General features: G+C 52.2%; 13 protein-coding genes. 9 read left to right on the top strand and 4 right to left on the bottom strand.

Annotated elements, in window-relative coordinates:
• Positions 1-14: 14 nt before the first annotated feature.
• Positions 15-2,972 (top strand): aminotransferase class III-fold pyridoxal phosphate-dependent enzyme, encoded by a 2,958-nt coding sequence (locus RIC19_RS21640; protein ID WP_350180460.1) that lies wholly within the window; start codon positions 15-17, stop codon positions 2,970-2,972.
• Positions 2,973-3,207: 235 nt separating this feature from the next.
• Positions 3,208-4,161 (top strand): c-type cytochrome, encoded by a 954-nt coding sequence (locus RIC19_RS21635; RefSeq protein WP_350180459.1) that lies wholly within the window; start codon positions 3,208-3,210, stop codon positions 4,159-4,161.
• Positions 4,162-4,202: 41 nt separating this feature from the next.
• Here the strand turns inward: RIC19_RS21635 and RIC19_RS21630 are convergent, their stop codons facing one another.
• Together RIC19_RS21630 and RIC19_RS21625 are read right to left on the bottom strand one after the other, a co-directional pair.
• The gene (locus tag RIC19_RS21630) at positions 4,203-4,853 is read right to left on the bottom strand and encodes a response regulator (protein WP_350180458.1); all 651 of its coding nucleotides are present in this window, start codon (positions 4,851-4,853) and stop codon (positions 4,203-4,205) included.
• Positions 4,850-6,820 carry an ATP-binding protein gene (locus RIC19_RS21625; RefSeq protein ID WP_350180457.1) on the bottom strand — a complete coding sequence of 657 codons (1,971 nt, stop codon included), beginning with the start codon at positions 6,818-6,820 and terminating at the stop codon, positions 4,850-4,852. The genes RIC19_RS21630 and RIC19_RS21625 overlap by 4 nt, the downstream gene beginning before the upstream one ends.
• A 138-nt stretch (positions 6,821-6,958) precedes the next feature.
• Here RIC19_RS21625 and RIC19_RS21620 point away from each other — a divergent pair, with 138 nt between their 5' ends.
• From RIC19_RS21620 to RIC19_RS21595, 6 genes are all read left to right on the top strand, one after another.
• Positions 6,959-7,645, top strand: a complete 687-nt coding sequence (locus RIC19_RS21620; protein ID WP_350180456.1) for a hypothetical protein — start codon at positions 6,959-6,961, stop codon at positions 7,643-7,645.
• A 32-nt stretch (positions 7,646-7,677) separates the two neighbouring features.
• Positions 7,678-8,766, top strand: coding sequence for an endonuclease (locus RIC19_RS21615; protein WP_350180455.1), 1,089 nt, complete (start codon positions 7,678-7,680; stop codon positions 8,764-8,766).
• Positions 8,767-9,849: 1,083 nt separating this feature from the next.
• Positions 9,850-11,703 (top strand): sensor histidine kinase, encoded by a 1,854-nt coding sequence (locus RIC19_RS21610; RefSeq protein ID WP_350180454.1) that lies wholly within the window; start codon positions 9,850-9,852, stop codon positions 11,701-11,703.
• Positions 11,675-12,391: a LytR/AlgR family response regulator transcription factor gene (locus tag RIC19_RS21605; RefSeq protein WP_350180453.1), complete on the top strand. Its 717-nt coding sequence runs from the start codon at positions 11,675-11,677 to the stop codon at positions 12,389-12,391. The genes RIC19_RS21610 and RIC19_RS21605 overlap by 29 nt, the downstream gene beginning before the upstream one ends.
• A gap of 294 nt (positions 12,392-12,685) precedes the next feature.
• Positions 12,686-13,609, top strand: a complete 924-nt coding sequence (locus tag RIC19_RS21600; protein WP_350180452.1) for a hypothetical protein — start codon at positions 12,686-12,688, stop codon at positions 13,607-13,609.
• 258 nt (positions 13,610-13,867) lie between these two features.
• The gene (locus tag RIC19_RS21595) at positions 13,868-14,497 is read left to right on the top strand and encodes a fibrobacter succinogenes major paralogous domain-containing protein (RefSeq protein WP_350180451.1); all 630 of its coding nucleotides are present in this window, start codon (positions 13,868-13,870) and stop codon (positions 14,495-14,497) included.
• An 852-nt stretch (positions 14,498-15,349) separates the two neighbouring features.
• Here RIC19_RS21595 and RIC19_RS21590 read toward each other — a convergent pair.
• Positions 15,350-16,807 carry a hypothetical protein gene (locus tag RIC19_RS21590; RefSeq protein ID WP_350180450.1) on the bottom strand — a complete coding sequence of 486 codons (1,458 nt, stop codon included), beginning with the start codon at positions 16,805-16,807 and terminating at the stop codon, positions 15,350-15,352.
• 248 nt (positions 16,808-17,055) lie between these two features.
• Between RIC19_RS21590 and RIC19_RS21585 the strand changes: the two genes are divergently transcribed.
• Positions 17,056-18,732: an FISUMP domain-containing protein gene (locus RIC19_RS21585; RefSeq protein ID WP_350180449.1), complete on the top strand. Its 1,677-nt coding sequence runs from the start codon at positions 17,056-17,058 to the stop codon at positions 18,730-18,732.
• Between the two features lie 105 nt (positions 18,733-18,837).
• Here RIC19_RS21585 and RIC19_RS21580 read toward each other — a convergent pair.
• A partial coding sequence (locus RIC19_RS21580; protein ID WP_350180448.1) for a response regulator transcription factor occupies positions 18,838-19,201 on the bottom strand: 364 nt, incomplete at its 5' end.

The following is a 19,201-nucleotide window of genomic DNA, read 5'->3' as shown; positions in this document are numbered from 1 at the left end:
AACGGTAACGCCCTATGCCAACTCCTGCTGATGCCACCAAAATACTCGAAGCGTACTACCAACTCCATGCTCAGCCCCGACAGCTGGAAGGCGAGCAAGACGCCACCTTTGAAGTCAGGCCCACCGGGGGCGGCACTTACTGCCTGAAAATCACGCATGCATCCCCTGCACTGGTGGACCTGCAACTGCAAATGATGCAGCGGCTGGCATCTGCCGGGCTACCCTTCGCCACGCCCAAGCCTATCCTCAACAACAAAGGAACCCGTACCTCTCCCCTACCCGATGGCACCACCGCCTACCTCACCACCTGGGTTCCCGGTACGCTTTACGCGAAAGCAAAACTGAAGGATGCTGTATTGCGCGAAAGCCTGGGTCATGCGCTGGGGCAACTTAGCCAGGCACTAAAGGGCTTCGACCACCCGGCAGCCCACCGGGAAATACGCTGGGACAACAACCAACTGCCCTGGGTAGCACAGCACCTGGAGCGCTTTGACGCGGCACAGCGAGCAATCGTTGAACAGGGGCTGGGGTATTTTCAGAAATATGCCGCACCGGCCCTACCCCACCTCCGCCACTCCGTCAATTACAACGATGCCAATGACTACAACCTGATGACCGAACGGGACAGGAACGGGCACTACCGCATAGCTGGACTGTTCGACTTTGGGGATGCCGTACATACTGCCACCATCAATGAGCTGGCGGTTGCACTGGCTTACTCCATGATGGAACAGCCCGACCCCGCCGGTGCCGCCGTAGAGGTCATCCGCGGGTACCATCAGGCTTTTCCGCTGGAGGAAGCGGAAGTGGCCGCCCTGCCCGCCCTGGTTTGGGCGAGGCTGCTCATCAGCGTCACCGTTTCCACTATCAATCAACAGGCGGCGCCGGACCGGGCGTACCTGCAAGTCAGCAATAATACGGCCTGGGCCCTACTGCAACGGCTGCAGGGCATTCCCTACAACCTGCTGCACTACCACTTCCGCCACGCTTGCGGATGGGAGCCCTGTCCGCAGGCTACGGTCTTTCAGGATTGGATACGGGAAGAACAACCTGAGTTCGCCCCTGTCTCCCCTATTCCCGAACAGTGGCGGCAGATGGACCTGGGCGTGGGCAGCCTGGAGCTGGGCAACAACCGAAACTTTGAGGACGAGTACCGCTTCGAGCGCCACATACAGCGGATCATGGAAGATGATGGCGTCGAATTTGGGCTGGGCGGCTACGGGGAGGTCCGCCCTTTCTACACCACCGATGCCTATCAGGTGGAAGGCAACAGCGGTCCGCGCTGGCGTACCGTCCACCTGGGACTGGATGTGTGGGCGACCTCGGGAACGCCCGTCTTCGCCCCTCTCGATGGACGGGTACACAGCTTTGCGGACAATGCAGCGGAACGCGACTACGGCCCCGCCATCATCCTGGAGCACACCCCACGGGAAGGGCTGACTTTTTATACCCTCTACGGCCACCTCTGCCGGGAATCTTTAACCCAACTTGAAGTCGGCATGCCCATCCAAAAAGGGCAACGGATTGCAACCTACGGAGCGCGGGAAGTCAACGGCAACTGGCCGCCCCACCTGCACTTTCAGGTGCTGCTGGATACGCTGGGTAAAGAAGGCGATTTCCCTGGTGTCGGCTTTCCCGATGAATGGCCGGTCTGGCGCAGCCTTTGCCCCAACCCGGAATTACTGCTGCATTTGCCGGAAGGCAGTACGCAGCCCAAACGGGTGCAGTGGGACGGAAAGACCATCCAACAGAAACGGCAGGCCCATATCGGGCCCAACCTGAGCTTGTCCTACCGACAGCCCCTGCACATGGTGCGGGCCTTCCGCCACTACCTCTACGCTGCCGACGGGCGGCGCTACCTGGATACAGTCAACAACGTGCCCCACGTCGGGCATCAACACCCCAAAGTGGTGGAAGCCGTACAGCAGCAGGCGGCCGTCCTTAACACCAATACCCGCTACCTGCACACCGAGCTGGCCCGCTACGCTGAGGAGCTTACCGCCACCCTTCCCGGGCCCCTTTCGGTGGTCTATTTTGTCACCTCCGGCAGCGAGGCCAACGAACTGGCGCTGCGCATGGCACGTACAGCCACGGGGCGCCACGATATCCTGGCGATGGACGGTGCCTACCACGGGCATACGGCTGCCTGTATCGATATCAGTGCGTACAAATTCAATGGGAAAGGCGGCAGCGGGCAACCTCCCCGTACCCACCTTATGCCACTTTTTGACCAATCGGAACAGCCTCTTGAACAGGCCAAAGCCCGCCTGGAGGAACTTTCCCAACAGAACATCCACCCCGCCGCCTTCATCAGCGAAAGCATCCTCAGCTGCGGAGGGCAACTGGTCCCGCCTCCGGGGTATTTTCAAACCGTCTTCGAAGCCATCCGCAGCATAGGCGGGTTGTGCATTATGGATGAAGTGCAAACCGGCTTCGGCAGGGCCGGCGAAGCGTTCTGGGCATTTGAGCTGCAGGGCGTGGTCCCGGATATCGTAGTGCTGGGCAAACCTATGGGTAATGGGTTCCCAATCGGCGCAGTGGTCTGTACCAAGGCTGTGGCGGAGGCCTTTGACACCGGCATGGAGTTTTTCAGCACCTTCGGGGGCAATCCGGTCGCTTGTGCAGCAGGGCGGGCGGTCCTGCAAGTCATTCAGGAAGAAGGGCTACAGGACAAGGCGCGTCTTACCGGACAGTACCTGATGGAACAACTCCGCCAACTCCAACAACGGCACGACATCATCGCTGAGGTGCGGGGACACGGGCTCTTCCTCGGTGTGGAGCTTTCGCAAAACGGGCAGCCTAAAGCCCGGGAGGGATCATACATCATCAACCGTATGCGGGCAATGGGCGTACTGATGAGCACCGACGGGCCTCAGCATAACGTGCTTAAAATTAAGCCGCCTTTGTCTTTCGGGATGAAGGAAGCCAACCAGTTAACAAAGCGGTTGGATACGATCCTGAAGGAATTGTAAAGGGCCTCATTACAGGTTGCACCAAAAATTCTTTACCCTACAATAGCCTGAATTCATTCCACTTTTAGTACTTTTAAATCCCTCTTGAGACGATTGCCCAAATCATTGGCAACTCCTGCTTATAAGCAAACACTATTCCATTTCCACTTTCGCAGCTTTCCTTGCATACCTGCGGGTCACCTTTGGCGGCCTCGTAAATTCAGGATCGTACCTGATCACCTAAAACCACCATATCATGAAGAAAGCATTGAAAATCCTCGGAATGGCCCTTCTGGGCCTGGTTGTCATTGTGCTGCTTGGTGCAGCTTACATCAACTTCTCCCCTATCCCCAAGCACGAAGCGGAAGTACCGGCTATCACCATTAAGGCGGATTCGGTTCAATTGGCACGTGGGGAACACCTGGTCAACGCCTCCTGCGCCCTTTGCCACAAAGGCAAGAATACCAACCAAATGGAAGGTGGGCTCTGGCGGGAAAAAGACTTTGGCGAGGTCTACACCTCTAACCTGACCCTCCACCCGGATTCTAAACTCTCGCAGTATTCCGATGGGGAACTGGCACTGATGCTCCGCACCGGCCTCAAAAAGAATGGCGAAGTGGCCTTCTTTATGCCCCGGTATATGCATTTGTCCGATGAAGACCTTAATGCCGTTATCGCATTCCTGAGATCAGAAAGCCCCCTTACCCGCCCTTCCGACAAGCAATGGCCGGAGCGAAAGCCCAATTATCTGGCAAAGCTGTTGGCCAAGGTAGCGATCAAACCTACCCCTTACCCTGAAACGGTAGCAGCGGTGGACTTCAACGACCCGGTAGCCCACGGCCGCTACCTGGCCCACAACCTGGCCTGCTATCACTGCCACTCCGGCAGTTTTGACGGTATCAACGAGGTGGAACCAACAGCCTCAGCAGGGTACTTCGGAGGCGGCAACCCGATCCTGAAAAAAGACGGGAGTGCCAAAGTCCTTTCCTCCAACCTGACCCCACACCCTGAACATGGACTGGGCAAATACAGTCCGGAGCAGTTTGCAAAGGCCGTACGCACGGGCAAGCGGCAAGATGGCAGCAACCTCGACCATTCGATGCCATTGTTCACCAACCTCACCGATGCCGAAGTCAACGCCATGTATGCGTACCTGCAAACGGTACCGGTCATTGATAATGCCATTGAGCCGGGGGCAGTTGTGAAGTAAAAAAGCGGGAGCGCAAGGGCCCGGTGCAATACCCGGGCCTGCTACCTTTTCCCATCCAGCAAGTGATATTCCAGTGCCGTCCGGACAAGACCAGCTGTATTGCGTGCGCCCAGCTTGGCCAGGAGATTACGGCGGTGGGTCTCAACGGTGCCAAAGCCGATGCTAAGCTGATCGGCAATTTCACCGGTTGTAAACTCTTCCACGATAAGCTGCAGCACCTGTTTTTCCCGCCTCGAAAGCCGGGGGAAAGGGGAAGCCGGGGCAGGCTGTGCTTTACTCTCGGAAAGCAATTGCGCCACATCAGTGCTCAGGTAATTGCGCCCGGCCATTACCTCGCGTACGGCCAGGAGGAGTTCATCCTGACCGGCATTTTTCAGCAGATAGCCATTAGCTCCCTGTTGTAGCATTTCTTTGATCAGGCTGGCTTCGCGGAGCATAGAGAGCGCCAATATGCGGACAGTGGAATTGGTTTTGCGGATTTCCCGGCAGACCTCCACCCCGTTCATTTCCGGCATATTGATATCAAGCAGGATGAGATCGACTGCCTGTTTCTGCAATTGCACCAGGGCATTCCTACCGTGCCGGGCCACTGCCACACAAGCCATATCCTCAGCATCGGACAGCATGAGCTGCAAACCATCGAGTACGAGCTGATGATCGTCAACAATCAGTATACGGATTGGGGACTTCATAATACAGCAGGTTTTAAAGGTTGGGCAACCGGCATTTGAAAGGTGATGGTGGTGCCCTCCAGGGGTACGCTGTCAACATCCAGAGTGCCCTGCAGAAACTGTGCACGCGAGTGGAGCCCTTTCAGCCCTAGTGTTTCCGCTGAGCTGTATTCGGGAGGTTTGAAGCCCCGCCCGTCATCTTCCAGAATGAGCGTCAGCTGATCGCCATGCATTAGAATCTGAAGCAGGACAGACTGCGCGTGAGCGTGCCGGAGGATGTTGTTGGTACCTTCCTGCAGCATGCGGTAAAGCGTCACCTGTTGCCTTTCCGGGATATCGGTGAGGTTGCCCCGGATTTCCAGGTCCACCCTGAGCCCACTTTGACGGAGCTGTCCGGCGAGGTCCTCCACGGCCCCTTTAAGCCCGTACAGCGCCAGGCTGCGGGGCATGAGGTTATGGGAAATACGGCGCACCTCCACGCAGGATTCATCTATGAGGGCCTGGGTTTTGGCTTTTAGCCCATCGGACAACCCTCCGTTGGCATATTGCCCAAAGTGGGCTTTCACGGAAGTGAGCAAGCCGCCCAGCCCATCGTGCAGGTCCTGAGCGATGCGCGCCCGTTCTTGTTCCTGGCCCTCCAGCACCGCATCGAAGGCAAGGAGTTTTTGCTGTTGTTCCAGTTGCTGAATGCGCTGTTCCTGCAATTGGGCCGACTGTGCCGCCAGCCGCTGTTGGGTCCGAAGGCGGAAGACCAACCCGAAACCTATGGATACGCCAAGCAGTACAAGCAAAGCCACCAGCCCAATGAGCCCGTTGCGCTGTTGCGTTTTCTGCCGGATTTCCAGGTTTTGGATGCGAAGGGCCTGTTCTTTTTTATCCGTCTCATAAGCCACCTGAAGCTCGCGTAAATGGGCTTCCGCCTCAGCGGTATTCAGGCTGTCCGAAAGCTGCCGGAACTGCTCCAGGGCGGTTAAGGCAGCGGCTGTCTCTCCCCGGGCTTTGTACAGCTGATACAGCCGCTGTTGTACCATCCCCCGGCGCAGGTGAGCCCCTGCGGCTTCGTAGTGGCGGAGTGCCCTTTCGTAGGCTTGCAGCGCGGCGGCAGGCTGCTGGTTTTGCTCAAAGTATTGCCCCCGGTTCTCCTGGCTCCAACCTGCCATAAAAAGGTTCCCACCGCTTAGGTAATGCTCGTAGGCACGGTCGATGCGGGCAAGAGTGGCAGTATCATCGGTCAGAAACAGTCGGGCCATGCTGTAGTGCCCGGGATGCTCCAGGATTTCTGAGGCGGAATGGTTGTCCTGCTGCAACGCTTCCCACTGCTGTTGCACCCTGGCAAAATCAGCAAACCGGTCGGCCATGAAGTACCATTCGGCCAGGTGATAAAGCACAAACCCCTGATCCATACGGCTATCACCGGACTGGGTAACCTGCAGGGCTTTGACCAGGTACGCCTCGGCTTCCCGGGATTGCCCCTGCCCTTCGTAGAGCTCGCTGAGCCCGAAATAGACATGCCAGTTTTCATATGCATTCTCACCCTCAGTAAAGTCCTGTTCGGCAGCAGTGAAGTAGTAAAAGGCGGAGTCCTGCCGACCCATGCGTTTGTAGACCAAAGCCAGGTTTTGGCGGGCAGAGCCCAGTAATGCACGCTTGCCATTGGTAGCAGCCAAACGGGCGGCCTGATGGAACAGGGCAACCGCTTCGGCTTCCCGGCCCTGCCTGTGGCCCAGCATACCGCGGATGAGCAGCGCCCGGATTTCACCGCTGTGGTTTTTCAGCTGCTGAGCCAGCGCCTCCGACTGCCGGGCATATAACAGGCTACTGTCGGGTTGCCGCAGGCGGTAGTAATTGGACAACTCCAGCATCAGTTGCAGGCGGGCGGTATCTGCCGTTGCTGCTTGCAATTGCTTTTGCAGGGCAGCCGTGCCAGACTGCGCCAAGCCTGTGTAGCAAAGGTTGAGCAATACAAACAGAAAGAAAAGGTTTCGCATAATCGGTTCATTAAGCAGCGCTTCGAAACTGCAAAACGCCCTCCAAATTACGCAGATTCATGTCTTGCGCAAAATCGGCGGCCCCTGGCTTGGACTTTGCCGAAAGGCTCGCCTATCTTTGCAACATATTTTCCTACTATGCAACTGAAACAGATCCAACATTACTTTGGGGAATACCGCAACTATCTGAAGTCCCGGACCGCTCAGGCCGAGCGGCTCCCCATCTGGGAATCCCAGCGGGTTTTCCAGGAAAACTGGGATAAAGACGCAGCCGACTGGCCGGAGATGTACGACCATAGCCTCCGAAATTCCACCACCAAACGCCTGTGGAAGCGGGAAGCCTATGAGCCCAAGCGCATGATGCTGGAGCTGATGCGCATGCAGCCGGACTTCACCCGGCATATGTTTATCGACCTCTTCAATGAGGAGAAGAGCCTGGAGGGGCGCGCCAGCCGTTTTGTCTATTATTGCGATATGCTGCTGCAGGAGTACAAGGAGAAAAACCCGCGCTCCATTGACAACAACCACTACCACGACGATAACTACCAGATGGTTTCCCTTTACCTGGCTTTCCGCTATCCGGGCCAGTATGCGTACTACGATGCTGCGGCCTTCCGGCAAATGCTGGAAAAACTGGGCAGCACGCAATTGCCCGAAACCAATGACCTGGAGCGCTATGCCAAAGTCACGCAAACGCTTTATAAACTTATGGCTAAGGAGGAAGGCCTGCTGGAGCTAAACCAAAGAAGATTGCAAGCCGGGCTACACTACACGGACGAGAGCCGCCTGGTCGTCTGGGATTTTTGCAAATTTGTGGCTGGCTAGCCCTGCCAACACGTCTACTGAAAACCGTAATTATGCTACGTCACCACTTTACAATTTTACTCTCCCTTTGGTCTGCCCTGGGTATGGCCCAAATGCATCAGCCTGTATTCTCCAATCTGCAGGGCGGTGCCCTGATCCAAGCTTTGCAAGACACCTACCGCCCCAACAATCTCCTCTCCTACGGAGACGCACGGGACACCCTCTACCGCAATATTGACGCCCGCAACGACACGCTCTACTGCGTCTACACCGGCTATTCGGTCTACCTGCCACCGGGCGCAGACCCCACCACAGCAGCCTTTGAGAATGGTACCGGCATCAACACCGAGCACACCTACCCCCGGGCGAAGGGCGCTGAAGCTCCAACCCCCGAAGCCGATATGCACCATCTTTTTCCGACCCGTGCCCTGGTAAATGCGGCAAGGAACAACTTCCCCTTTACCGACATTCCGCCCAATCAGGTCAATGCCTGGTACTATCTGGACCAGGAGCAAAGCAACACACCCGGCAGTAACATCGAGCTGTACAGCCGGGTCGGTGACCAGGTCTTTGAGCCCCGCGACGACCACAAAGGCGACGTAGCCCGGGCGATGTTTTACTTCTACACGGTCTACCAACAAGAAGCAAACGCTGCTGACCCGGCTTTCTTCGCGCAACAACGCGCCACCCTTTGCCAGTGGCATTCTGCTGACCCGGTAAGCGAAAAAGAGTGGGAACGCACCCACGGTATTGCACCGTATCAGGAAGGCAAGCCCAATCCCTTTGTCCTCGATTGTACGGTGGCCGATCGCTGCTACTGTGAGGGGATTATCCCGCCCTGTACGCCTCCGGTTAGTACAGAAACGGCAGCCTCTGTCCGTGTCAGTGCCCGCATTTTCCCGCAGCCCGCCCGGGGGCAGGCGTATTTGGAGATCAGCCTGCCTGAGGCAGCGGTAATTTCCGTAAAACTGTACCGGGCACAGGGACAGGAAGTGCTCCACCTCCCCGGGAATTTTTATACAGCAGGCAAGCATCAAATCAAAATAGCCTTACCGCAGGAGGCAGGAGTTTATTTTTGCCGGTTGCAATGGGAAAAGGGGGCGCAAAAGGGCGGAAAAACGCTAAAGGTGGCCACTTTTTAGAGCGTGTTGGGGGTTCTTTAACGCCGGATAAAGGAAAAAGCGCTCCTGGAAAACCGACAATTATTGATTGCTCGTCGCTTAAGAGTATGTTTGGAGCAACCTTTACGTTGCAAATCAGCGTTTTGTGAACCATGGCGTCCGGTTTTTTCGGTCATTTAGTGAGGAAGTCAGAGCTTGCCCCGCATTCCTGCGGGGTTCATAAAGCGTTGATTTGCAATAGCAACGAGCTCCAAACATGCCCTAAGGCACATCGGACTCCACCGCGTACCGAAGTGCAACCGCATCTCGGTACGATGCCAGTGCTTTGTAAAGTTTGAAAAGCCGGGTGGCCAAATGAGCAGAAGGAGCATCTCCTGTGGCTGTGGATAACATGCGACTTCTCCGAAGTCGAACTCCTGTGGTGTTGCCAAGGTTAAAAAGGTGTGACTTCTCCGAAGTCTTGCAGTGTTTACTGGCCTGGCTCCACTCTTTATTTGACACTTGACGGAGCATTAATTTGTATGGTCTTGCGCTCCGGATTCGTATCCGGTTGAGCACGAATCAGAGCTCCCAACAGATTCGGATTTTTTACATTTTTTTGTATATTTGAAGTCGAAATCAGTTTACTCACTTTGGCTTACCGCATTCAAAAGGGAAGTAGCAACATGGGTAAGCAGCTGATTTTATTCCCAATACATCTGTAAGACTATCTACACCTCATATCTCGAAAACGAAGTAGACTTGCATTTTTCATATGCTTTACCACTTCCTGGCCGATTGCCCCGGAAGCACTAAGAGCTTGTTGACTACCAACAGCTTATCCTCAAAACCGTTATTCGAATTTACTGCATACAGAAAGTCAGTTGTTGCTTTAAAAGCTCTAAGCCTGCTGCGCGGGCCTTCGGAGAAAGACAGGCAACGGGCAAGCGCCGGTAAGGAGTGGATGAGCATAACGCTCACCTATTACAATCCTGCATGCCCAAATTCGTGAAACCCGATTTGTGAAACCATAAAAGTGCAGAATAAAATTTTCCATGGCTTTGTTTATGGAAAATACCCCAGTGTGGTATCTACCTTTCAATACCCTATGCACACCCTTTAGCTATGAACAATTTTTCCAGGTTACTAAAGATAGGGGGGCTGTTAAGTATAATACTTTTTATCCCCTTCAGAGTATTTGCAAAGAAGGCGCGAGGTGCGGCCACACCGGAAACGGTCTATAAAGAAGCCCTTGCCCATATCGAAGCCTTTCAGCTTGATCGGGCGAGCCTGCTGCTGGATCAGCTTGTCCTTGATCTCAGGCAGTCCGGAGGGCTGCATTCTGCGTTTGGTATTCAGGTACGCCTCAAACGAGCGGAAGCGCTTGAGAAGGATGATCAGGATGAGGCTGCCGTTCAACAATTACTGGAGGTTGCTACGGATAGCTGGCAACAAAAGTACTGGTCTAGTTACACCAATGCCCAGTTATCACTGGCCCGTTTGCACGAGAAGCAGGAGCGGCCTGCACACTGCTACAAAGCTTTGCAGAAAGCCCAAATCACAATTAAGGACCAGCAATTGGACAGCTTGTACCCACGCCTGGCCATCCGTATGTCTTCCTATCACCGGATTTTCGGACAGAAGGAAACGGCGCTGTATTACGCCAAGGAGGTCATCCGTACGGCCCCCCTTTATAACCAACTTGAATTTCTCGGTAATGGGCATATGCTGACTGCGCTGTTGCTGAGGGAGGAGTTCTTTGAAATCTCTGCTCAGCACTTCTTGGATGCTGCAGAGATATTCAATAGCCTGGGCAACCAAGTGGGCTATTCGGCAATGCTTTGCAACCTGTCTTCTCTTTACCTGAAACATCAGCAGCTGAACCTAGCCTTAAAATACAGCGACGCCTACCTTCAGGCTTATGACAAAGCTTGCAGCAAGGGCATTCCAGACTACTGGACGCTGTCTAAGTTTTATGAGGTCAGATCAGAAATTATGGCTGCAATGGAACAGCACGATTCTGCCTATCACTACCTGCAAATGGCTTTCGAGAGCCGTTTAAAACTAATTCAGGAGGAAAACCGGTCTAAGGTAGTTGAAATCGAGGCCAAATTCAACGACCAGCAAAAAGCGCAGAAGATCTCAGATCAGGCGCAGATGCTGAAGTACGAAGAGGTCAAACAAAAATGGGGCATTGGCATCGCCCTGCTTTCGTCTCTGTTTACAGGTATTGTCCTGTTTTTCTACCTTAAGCTCCGCGGAGCGAACGCCAAGATGCGGCAGCAGGCTGCCCTGATTCAGGACAAAAACCTGGAATTGGGCAAAAACCTGGAAAAGCAAATTATGCTGCAGGGCGAAATCCACCACCGGGTTAAAAACAACTTACAGGTCATCATCAGCCTGCTGGACCTGCAGAGAGATGAAATACAGGACCCCAATACATTGGACCGGCTGGAGTCCATGTCCAACCGCATTTACAGTATGGCTGCCGTTCACGAGATGCTGTACAACAAAGAGGGAGCGGAAAACATCAACTTACGGGCCTATACCCAACAACTCTGTGAACACTTCAGGCAAATTGCTCCCGAAAACCAAACCCCGGTTTTCAACTTAAATATGGATACGCCCCCACTTACCCTGGAAACCCTTATGCCGCTGGGCATTATCATGAACGAGCTGATGACCAACAGCCTTAAATACGGTACGATCCCCAACCGGCGACTGGAAATCGCCATCCATCTGCAACCTTGTGCAGACGGATTCTGTTTGGAGTATCAAGATAACGGCCCCGGCTTCCCAGCCGGGACCATTGAAGAGCGGGAAGGAGGGCTCGGTTCCTACCTCTTGAAGAGCATGGTCAGACAGCTAAACGGGCACCTGACCACGCATAACAGCGATGGCGCTGTCTACAACATTTTCTTTAAAGAAAAGAATCAACGAAAGTTGAGTTATGAATTCATTTCGGATACTAATTGTTGAGGATGAAGTCCTGATTGCTGATACCATAGAACGGCACTTAGCCAAAAAGGACTATGTAGTGACGGGCAAAGCAATATCCTGTGAGGAAGCCATCGAATCGTACCAGCAAACGCAACCAGACCTGGTACTACTGGACATCCGGCTTAATGGTTCTAAAACAGGCATTGATGTTGCCCGGTGGCTTCGGGAGCAAGGCTCACCTCCCCCATTCATTTACCTAACCTCCCAGATCGACCGCCAAAGCCTGGATGCTGCGAAATCCACCTACCCTGCCGGTTACCTTTCCAAACCGGTACAGCCCCAGAGCCTTTACTCAACCATTGAGATCGCTCTGCATAATCATCAGGCGCAGGAAAAGCAAAAGACCACCATCCGCCTGTACAACGGCAAGCAATACTTCCAGGCCCCGGTGGACAACATCCTTTACCTGCGCGCCGACCACATCTATGTGAAAATTACGCTGCAGGATGAAGAGGAAGTGGTACAGCGCGCCACCCTCAAAGAAATGATCGACCAATTGCCGGAAGGGCAGTTTGTACAAACCCATCGCAGCTACGCGGTCAATATACAACAGGTCACCCGATGGGACCAGGACTACCTCTACATACATGACTTTACAGTACCGGTCAGCCGGGGGCGCCGACAGGAAGTGCTGGCTTTACTCGAAAGCAGGGGCCAAAAAACCTGAGCCTTGCCCCTGTCCGCCACCGCCACTGTAGCCAGAGGGGAGGTGCCGGAAACCGCCCATCCTGAAAATCCTATTTGTCAAAACTCCTATCCGATCACTCCGCCCCTTCCCGTTTCCCCTTCCTGCATTCCCACTTCACCATCGCTCTGCCACCCTCATTGTTACCATTCAGAACACCAGGGCTACCATTCAGAACATTTTTGGCATTTTTCTGCGTAATACCAGGTATCCAAATTACCTTTTGGGAAATATACGGGCACAAAATACTTGTACAGGAATCAAACCAAACTCAAAATGACACCAACTAAAAGTCTTTCCCCGTTTTTCATCCTTTTATTTGGCACTGCCGTCCTGTTGATATCTTGTGGGCGATCATCGGATCAGACAGAGAACATCCCCACAGAGAACGCTGCAGCCTCAATGGTTCCCTCTAAATCGGAAACTAAAAACCCTACCGATACAGTTAAGGAAGCGATAGCAGCAGATACAACAGTAGATACCGCTCCCACCGAGGAGCCTGAGGAGCCGGCTCCAGCTCCCGATATGCCGGCTACAGATGACACCTCCTCCAATGCCAACAAGTCCAGTGGCAAGCTTGCAGAGCGGACGGTAAATGAAGAACGGCTTGGCATCATCCTCGACCTGATTTCAGAAGACCTCGAATCACAGCAGTTGGAGTACATCAGTAGCAAAGGGCAGGACTGCTCCGGTATTTATCATAAAATCAAAGACCTGGTCCAAAAGAAGATGTCTGTACTGGGCGATAAAACCAAGTTCCATTACCCTACCTTCTCTAAAGACCGGAATTCCCGTCAGATTGCCGACTGGTACTACCGCCACGACAACCTCCACATCGTACAGGATGCCAACAAAGACCGCAACCTGATCACACCGGGCACAGTGGTTTTCTTTGGCCGTACGGAAGAAAAGTACAGCAACATCACCATCGACCTGCTCACCAACCCTGGCAAGTTTGTGCACGATGGCACCAATGGAAAGATCATGCATATTGCTATTGTCACGACAGTGGAAAAGGACGATGCCGGCAACGTCATCAAGTACGATATGATGCACGGCCGTAACTCCCGCAACTTCGCCTCCCGCACGACGGCCAACTACGATGGCCCGGGCAGCTACGCCAAGAAACACGCCAAGTTCCCCTTCGGCAACTGGAATCAGCAGTTGGTCGCTTTGGCGCATATTGAGACACCGAAGTAGGAGCTCTTCCATCCGGTGAAGCCCACCGGGACCAAAGGAAACACCTAAAACCCAATGGTGGAAACTCCTAAACCCAGTGGCCGGCTCGTTCTTACTCGGGCTGGCCACTTCCTTTATCCCCTGTTCTTCAACAAATTGGATTCCGACTGGCTATCACTGCAATATCTCACCTAACTCAGCAGTTAGATGCATAGGCAAAGGTAGCCAACGACAAGGCTTATCCACCTTAGTTATAACCATATTAAACATCATTTACCGATGAAACGAGCTAACAGCACTTTGACATTCTTACTCCTACTGGCATTGACTTGCACCCTCTCCGCTCAGGAAGGGGGCATCAAAGGCAAAGACGGCCATACTTACGAGACTGTAAAAATCGGAAGCCAGGTATGGATGGCCGAGAACCTCAATACCGAAAAAGTGGCCTGCGAAGGCGCTGCTAAAATAAGCTTTGCCAATGGCAGCGAGCGCGGCAAAGACGCCACCTTTCAGGATGGGAAGCCCCACTTTGCCTACTACCAAAACCGGCCCGAGCTGGAGTTCGGTGCGCTGTACAATCAAAGTGCCATCCTGCAATGCGACGTTTGCCCGAGCGGCTACCGTATCCCGTCCAAAGCAGAGTGGGAAGCACTGGCTCAGCACCTCGGTGGTGTCGATAAAGCCGGCGCAAAGCTCAAGCGCGGCGGCAGCTCCGGCTTCAATGCCGATATGATGGGCCACCTCGACACGAGCGGGTCCGCCCTCGAGGGCAAGGCTGTTTCCTGGTGGGCCATGGCTGAAGATGGCTCCGCTGCCTATACCGTCGAACTGGCTAAGGATGGCACACTTACGCTGTACGAAGAGGGGAATGACAAGTGGGGGAATTATGTGCGGTGTTTGAAGGAGTAGAAAGCCTTCGCCGAAAGCGGATGAAAATCACCTTCCATAAGTAAAAAACAGGTTTGCCTGCTGCCGGGCAAACCTGTTTTTTGTTGGCCACTGATCCTAATACGCTCAAAACACTGTGTGCCAAACACCAATTAAGACATCCTCATTGTTGCCATTCAGAACACCAGGGCTACCATTCAGAACATTTAACCCCTAAAGTTTGGAGAATAACCGCCCAGTACCCTACATTGCTGTCAAATCAGTATAACTCCATAAGATCAAACAAATTAAACACAATGACCAGTTAAGTAAGGGGGAATACTTACTTATCTAATTCCGGGCCAGGCCATTAACTATGGCCTGGCTTTTTTCCTTCATGCACGCCTAACTTAACTAACCCCATATTTACACCTTTCCGCACCCTTGTAGCGCTCGCACTGCTCCTTATGGGCTTTGATGCCGTTGTTGCCCAGACCCATGAGGTCTGCCAGGACAACGATTACTCCCCTACGAGGCTGTGTCAAGAGTTGACAGAGCCTAGATAAGCCGATTCAAAGCGGCTTTTTCACACTTATGAGTATTCAAATCAACTAAAAAATTACCATTCAGAACACCAGGGCTACCATTCAGAACATTTTGCCCTAAAAATGGGGCAACCAGTTAGATAGAGCGCTATTTTTGAAATAACACTCACAGGCAACCTTTATTTCTAACACAATCCTGCACCCGTAAAACATAACACATTCATTCATCTACCCAAACAGATCCTGCCCACTTGGACATGACCTGAAAACCCCATTATTACCATGAAAACTTTTTTTTCTCCTTCCTTGAAGAACCCCCTGCATTCGATTATCACCGAAGAGGTCATCGTCAATTGATAACCTTACGACGGGCACCGATTTCCCGTTGCTTATGCCGAAGCCAGTTGAGGGCTTGTATATTGACGGTATCGTCGAGCAGCCCCTCAATCTGAGCCTTCTCAAAATCCGGAGCTTCGTAACAATCTAACAGTTGCCTGCACTTCTGTACAAAATTGAGAAACGCCATTTTGAAGGAATCCGAATACTCCTTTTTCCGGTATAGCCACCGTTCATAACTATCCAGGTAACTGAAGAGATAATCACGGTAGGAATGATCCTCCAGGTAAAGATCAAAATAAGCTTGCGCCCTAAGCACACGCCCGATGAGTTGAAAGTGAGGCGTATTAAACTCCTTCTTCACCAGTAATGCCAAACACTCGTTGAGCTGCCTGGACCAATAGGTAGTATGAGCACGTGCCCAGCGTTCACAATCTTCCCGTATAGCCTCATCTACAAATCTGGAGTAGCTGGCAATAAACTGATGGCTAAAATCAAATTCACCTTTGGTATTGCTTGCCATCACAATACTCGTGTAGGTGTTACGCGTCAATTGGCCTTCATGGAGTAAAAGATTAGTCTCCAGTCCGATTTTATAAAGGGGTAATAGTGCGGTGATATCCAGCTGCCCGTGACGGATCAGTCGTTTAGCATCATTGATGAGGTAGAGCAGGTGCAGTTTTTGCTCTCGTCCGCTCAGGCGCGAAAATTGCTCCACAAAAGCCGCTCTCATCTCCATATGCATGGGCAAGTCCGGCTCCTGATCAGCGGCAAACCTAGTCCGGTAAAGCCCTATCGCTGGATGGGTAACGCCTTCACTGGCTGACAACCACCGGCTCGTCTCCGTTTCCAGGTCGTGGTTTTCATCCTGCAACAACAACGCCCTCGACCGTTTCTCCTCAATGATCACGGCTTTTTCCAGCAAGTAGACCAGGTCTAGTTGCTCGCTCATACGAACAATGGTCTGATCACCAGCTTTCATACGGGGGCTGCGGGTTGGATGATGGTATACCGCCCGCTGTAACTGGAAAAGCATCAGCCGGTCTTCCCAGCTCATGACGGATTGCTGCTGTAGGGCTTCCATTTCCTGCTCCACACTTTTGAAAAACCATTGGTCCAGATGCCGCCCCCGTAGAATACCCAACAGCATTTGTTGCTGCTGAGTGGTATTAGCGGCAAACTGGTGGAATACCAGAAAGCGCTCGGCGGCCTTAAAGCCTTCCGACATCAGGTTGTTCATGCGCCGGTCGCTGTATTTACCTTTGGGCAATACCTTCTTAAATAGGTGCTCCCTGGTAAGGCGCATCTGATCAAAACCCGGATGATACCTCTCTAATGCTTCGATCAGCGGGAGTAGATTCTTATTGCTGTTACACCAGGGGGACCGGAGCCATTGGCGGAACGCTCGAAGAGTTGGTGCATCAAAGGTGCTCAGTAAAGTGGTGAGTTTAGCATCTCCAAGACCAGACATTGTTGTGATAGTTAGTTTTAGGTTGAAGCCTTGCCAATCAAAGGGTTCAGCCCGGCTAGAACACTAAATGTACAGTATTTTTTTGTGGTTTTAGCCAAAAATTGACTTTGCACTACTCAACCGCAGGGATGTACTTTTGCAAATGGAAAACCAAGTAAAGGCTTTTGTCAGGCCAATAAATAAGTTTCCCAAAGGAGCTTGCCGAAAATCCTGTAAAGAGTAGGCTTAGTCATATCAACATCATTAAAATGGGAAATACCAAAACCTATTTACCCCTCTTTGTCTTATTTTTCCTTGTCAAGAGCATGAGTGCCCAAGTCACACAAACTCCATGGCAATACCAGGAAGGAAAGGTCGTTCAATTCAGCACTGCAAAACCTGCTGATGAATCTGTAGAGGACGTATTAAGAAAGCCTTTCGACGAGTATAAAGAAGACATTCCCGAAAAAGATAATAGTGGTTGGAAAACGGCACCGGTCAATAGTGCGGGGCAAACTGAATATACCTTTCGCAAACCGGTGCAATGTGCCAAACAAGTGGATTTTGTTTACTTTCAGACCATTGTAAACGTGCCGGAAAACGTTGATATAGAAAAATTCACTGTATCTTATCAAACCGCTAACGATGCTGCCCGCATCTACTTTTACAATTCAAAAAATGATGGGACTTTTGACCTTAAGTCCGATTTGATAAGACGAGTAAGTACCAATCAAAAAAGTGATCTGCGTGACAAAGTTGTACCCGGAGAAAACCGAATAGTCATCGTAGCCTACAATCAATGCGCGGGAGGCGAAGTTAGAGGGATAAACATACAAGTAAATGGTAAATCCATAGAAGAGGTTGAAGCGGAAGTCACAAAGAGCCACTGCGGAAAAGAATACGAAGTCGTTACGATCGGAGACCAGACCTGGCTGAGGAAAAACTTAATGGAGGAAAGTTGTGAATGTGATAGCCTGATGAAGGTCGATGGTAGCAAAGGCGGGAAGAAAGGCAGCCCCAGCCCTCTGTATGTGAATGAACCGCGTTTTGCAACTTACAAAAACATCCCCAATTACGAGGTAGGAACAATCTACAACTACGCTGCTGTAATACAGTGCGATCTATGTCCAACCGGATACCGACTGCCAACTAAGGAGGATTTTGATGATTTGATCAGCAGCCAGGGAGGAACAAGTCAGGCAGGCAGCAAATTGAGAAACGGAGGCAGTAGTGGTTGGAATGGAGGCTTTGACGGCCGTATTGATTCTTATGGGTCAGTACTCAGCGGTAGAATAGGCTTTTGGATGACTTCCACGCCATCCCCGAAAAAAAATCATGTATGGCACTTTGAGATTCATCAGGATGGGACGGTTAAATTGACGGAGCAGGATGCCAGGACAGGTGCCTATGTCCGTTGTATAAAAGTAGACCACAGCAACCCTTTGGGGCTTGAAGAAATTGAAGAGGAAGAGTTTACAATCAATGCTTTCTCCGTCAATCAGGGAGCGGGTAAAGGAAAATGGTTCATTGGATACAATAATAACGACGGGAATAAGACAGGACGGATTGTTAAGGATGATAATACGGCAGCAACAATAACTACAGTAGAAAGGATCAATGCGGATCCGGAAACCTATGGTGAATACACTTACGCATTCAAGGTGAAAGGCGAAAATAGCTATCTGGTCGTCAATGAAAACTCGGTAAACGTATTTTTTGAAACGATTGAGTCCTCAGATCCTAAGGACCTACCTGCTAGGGCACTATTCAGAAATCACCCTGCGTTCACTAAGGCTGATGGTGCTGAGCAGTTCAGTTCTTTTGAATCCTTGTACAAACCAGACCACTTTTTGCGGCACCAGGGCTATATTCTCTACGTACATACGGAGAATAATTCTGAGCTTTACAAACAAGACGCTTCCTGGAAACTCATGAAGGCGGAGTAGATACCCAGCAGCCTGTCAGAGATAGGCTGCCAGGATTCCCGGAATTAACAGAACTGCCCTTTGCAAGGATGCAAAGGGCAGTTTTTTTGCTCCCCTTACTAGCGTTTATGAACGTAAATTTTGACTTAGCTTTGTTGATCGGCGCTTCGCTCCTCTGGATCCCGGCTCACCACCTTGAAAAGCCCCGCCGTAGCTCAGGGCAACTTTTGAGCAGCTTAAAACGTAGTGGATGCTATGCTGCTGCAGCAAACGGCGAATTTCGATGAGTTTTTGAATGCGAAGCGCCAACTCCTGCGGGCTGAAGGGTTTGGTGAGGTAAGCGTCGGCCCCGCGTTGCAGGCCTTCGAGGCGGCTCTCCAGGGAGGCCCGGGCGGTCAGCAGGATAAGAGGGATGTGGGAGGTGCTGAGGTTGCTGCGGATGGCCTGGGTAACGGCAAAGCCGTCCTTTTTCGGCATCATCACATCCGAT

Source organism: Phaeodactylibacter sp., from assembly GCF_040219495.1.
Classification (GTDB): domain Bacteria; phylum Bacteroidota; class Bacteroidia; order Chitinophagales; family Saprospiraceae; genus Phaeodactylibacter.
The sequence above is the reverse complement of the archived record's forward strand: the minus strand, read 5'-3'. Positions and strand labels throughout refer to the sequence as shown.

Coding starts and splice junctions, on each gene's coding strand:
- RIC19_RS21635 (WP_350180459.1), top strand. CDS start 3,208: ATGAAGAAAGCATTGAAAATCCTCGGAATGGCCCTTCTGGGCCTGGTT.
- RIC19_RS21605 (WP_350180453.1), top strand. CDS start 11,675: ATGAATTCATTTCGGATACTAATTGTTGAGGATGAAGTCCTGATTGCT.
- RIC19_RS21640 (WP_350180460.1), top strand. CDS start 15: ATGCCAACTCCTGCTGATGCCACCAAAATACTCGAAGCGTACTACCAA.
- RIC19_RS21620 (WP_350180456.1), top strand. CDS start 6,959: ATGCAACTGAAACAGATCCAACATTACTTTGGGGAATACCGCAACTAT.
- RIC19_RS21625 (WP_350180457.1), bottom strand. CDS start 6,820: ATGCGAAACCTTTTCTTTCTGTTTGTATTGCTCAACCTTTGCTACACA.
- RIC19_RS21595 (WP_350180451.1), top strand. CDS start 13,868: ATGAAACGAGCTAACAGCACTTTGACATTCTTACTCCTACTGGCATTG.
- RIC19_RS21600 (WP_350180452.1), top strand. CDS start 12,686: ATGACACCAACTAAAAGTCTTTCCCCGTTTTTCATCCTTTTATTTGGC.
- RIC19_RS21585 (WP_350180449.1), top strand. CDS start 17,056: ATGGGAAATACCAAAACCTATTTACCCCTCTTTGTCTTATTTTTCCTT.
- RIC19_RS21610 (WP_350180454.1), top strand. CDS start 9,850: ATGAACAATTTTTCCAGGTTACTAAAGATAGGGGGGCTGTTAAGTATA.
- RIC19_RS21615 (WP_350180455.1), top strand. CDS start 7,678: ATGCTACGTCACCACTTTACAATTTTACTCTCCCTTTGGTCTGCCCTG.
- RIC19_RS21630 (WP_350180458.1), bottom strand. CDS start 4,853: ATGAAGTCCCCAATCCGTATACTGATTGTTGACGATCATCAGCTCGTA.
- RIC19_RS21590 (WP_350180450.1), bottom strand. CDS start 16,807: ATGTCTGGTCTTGGAGATGCTAAACTCACCACTTTACTGAGCACCTTT.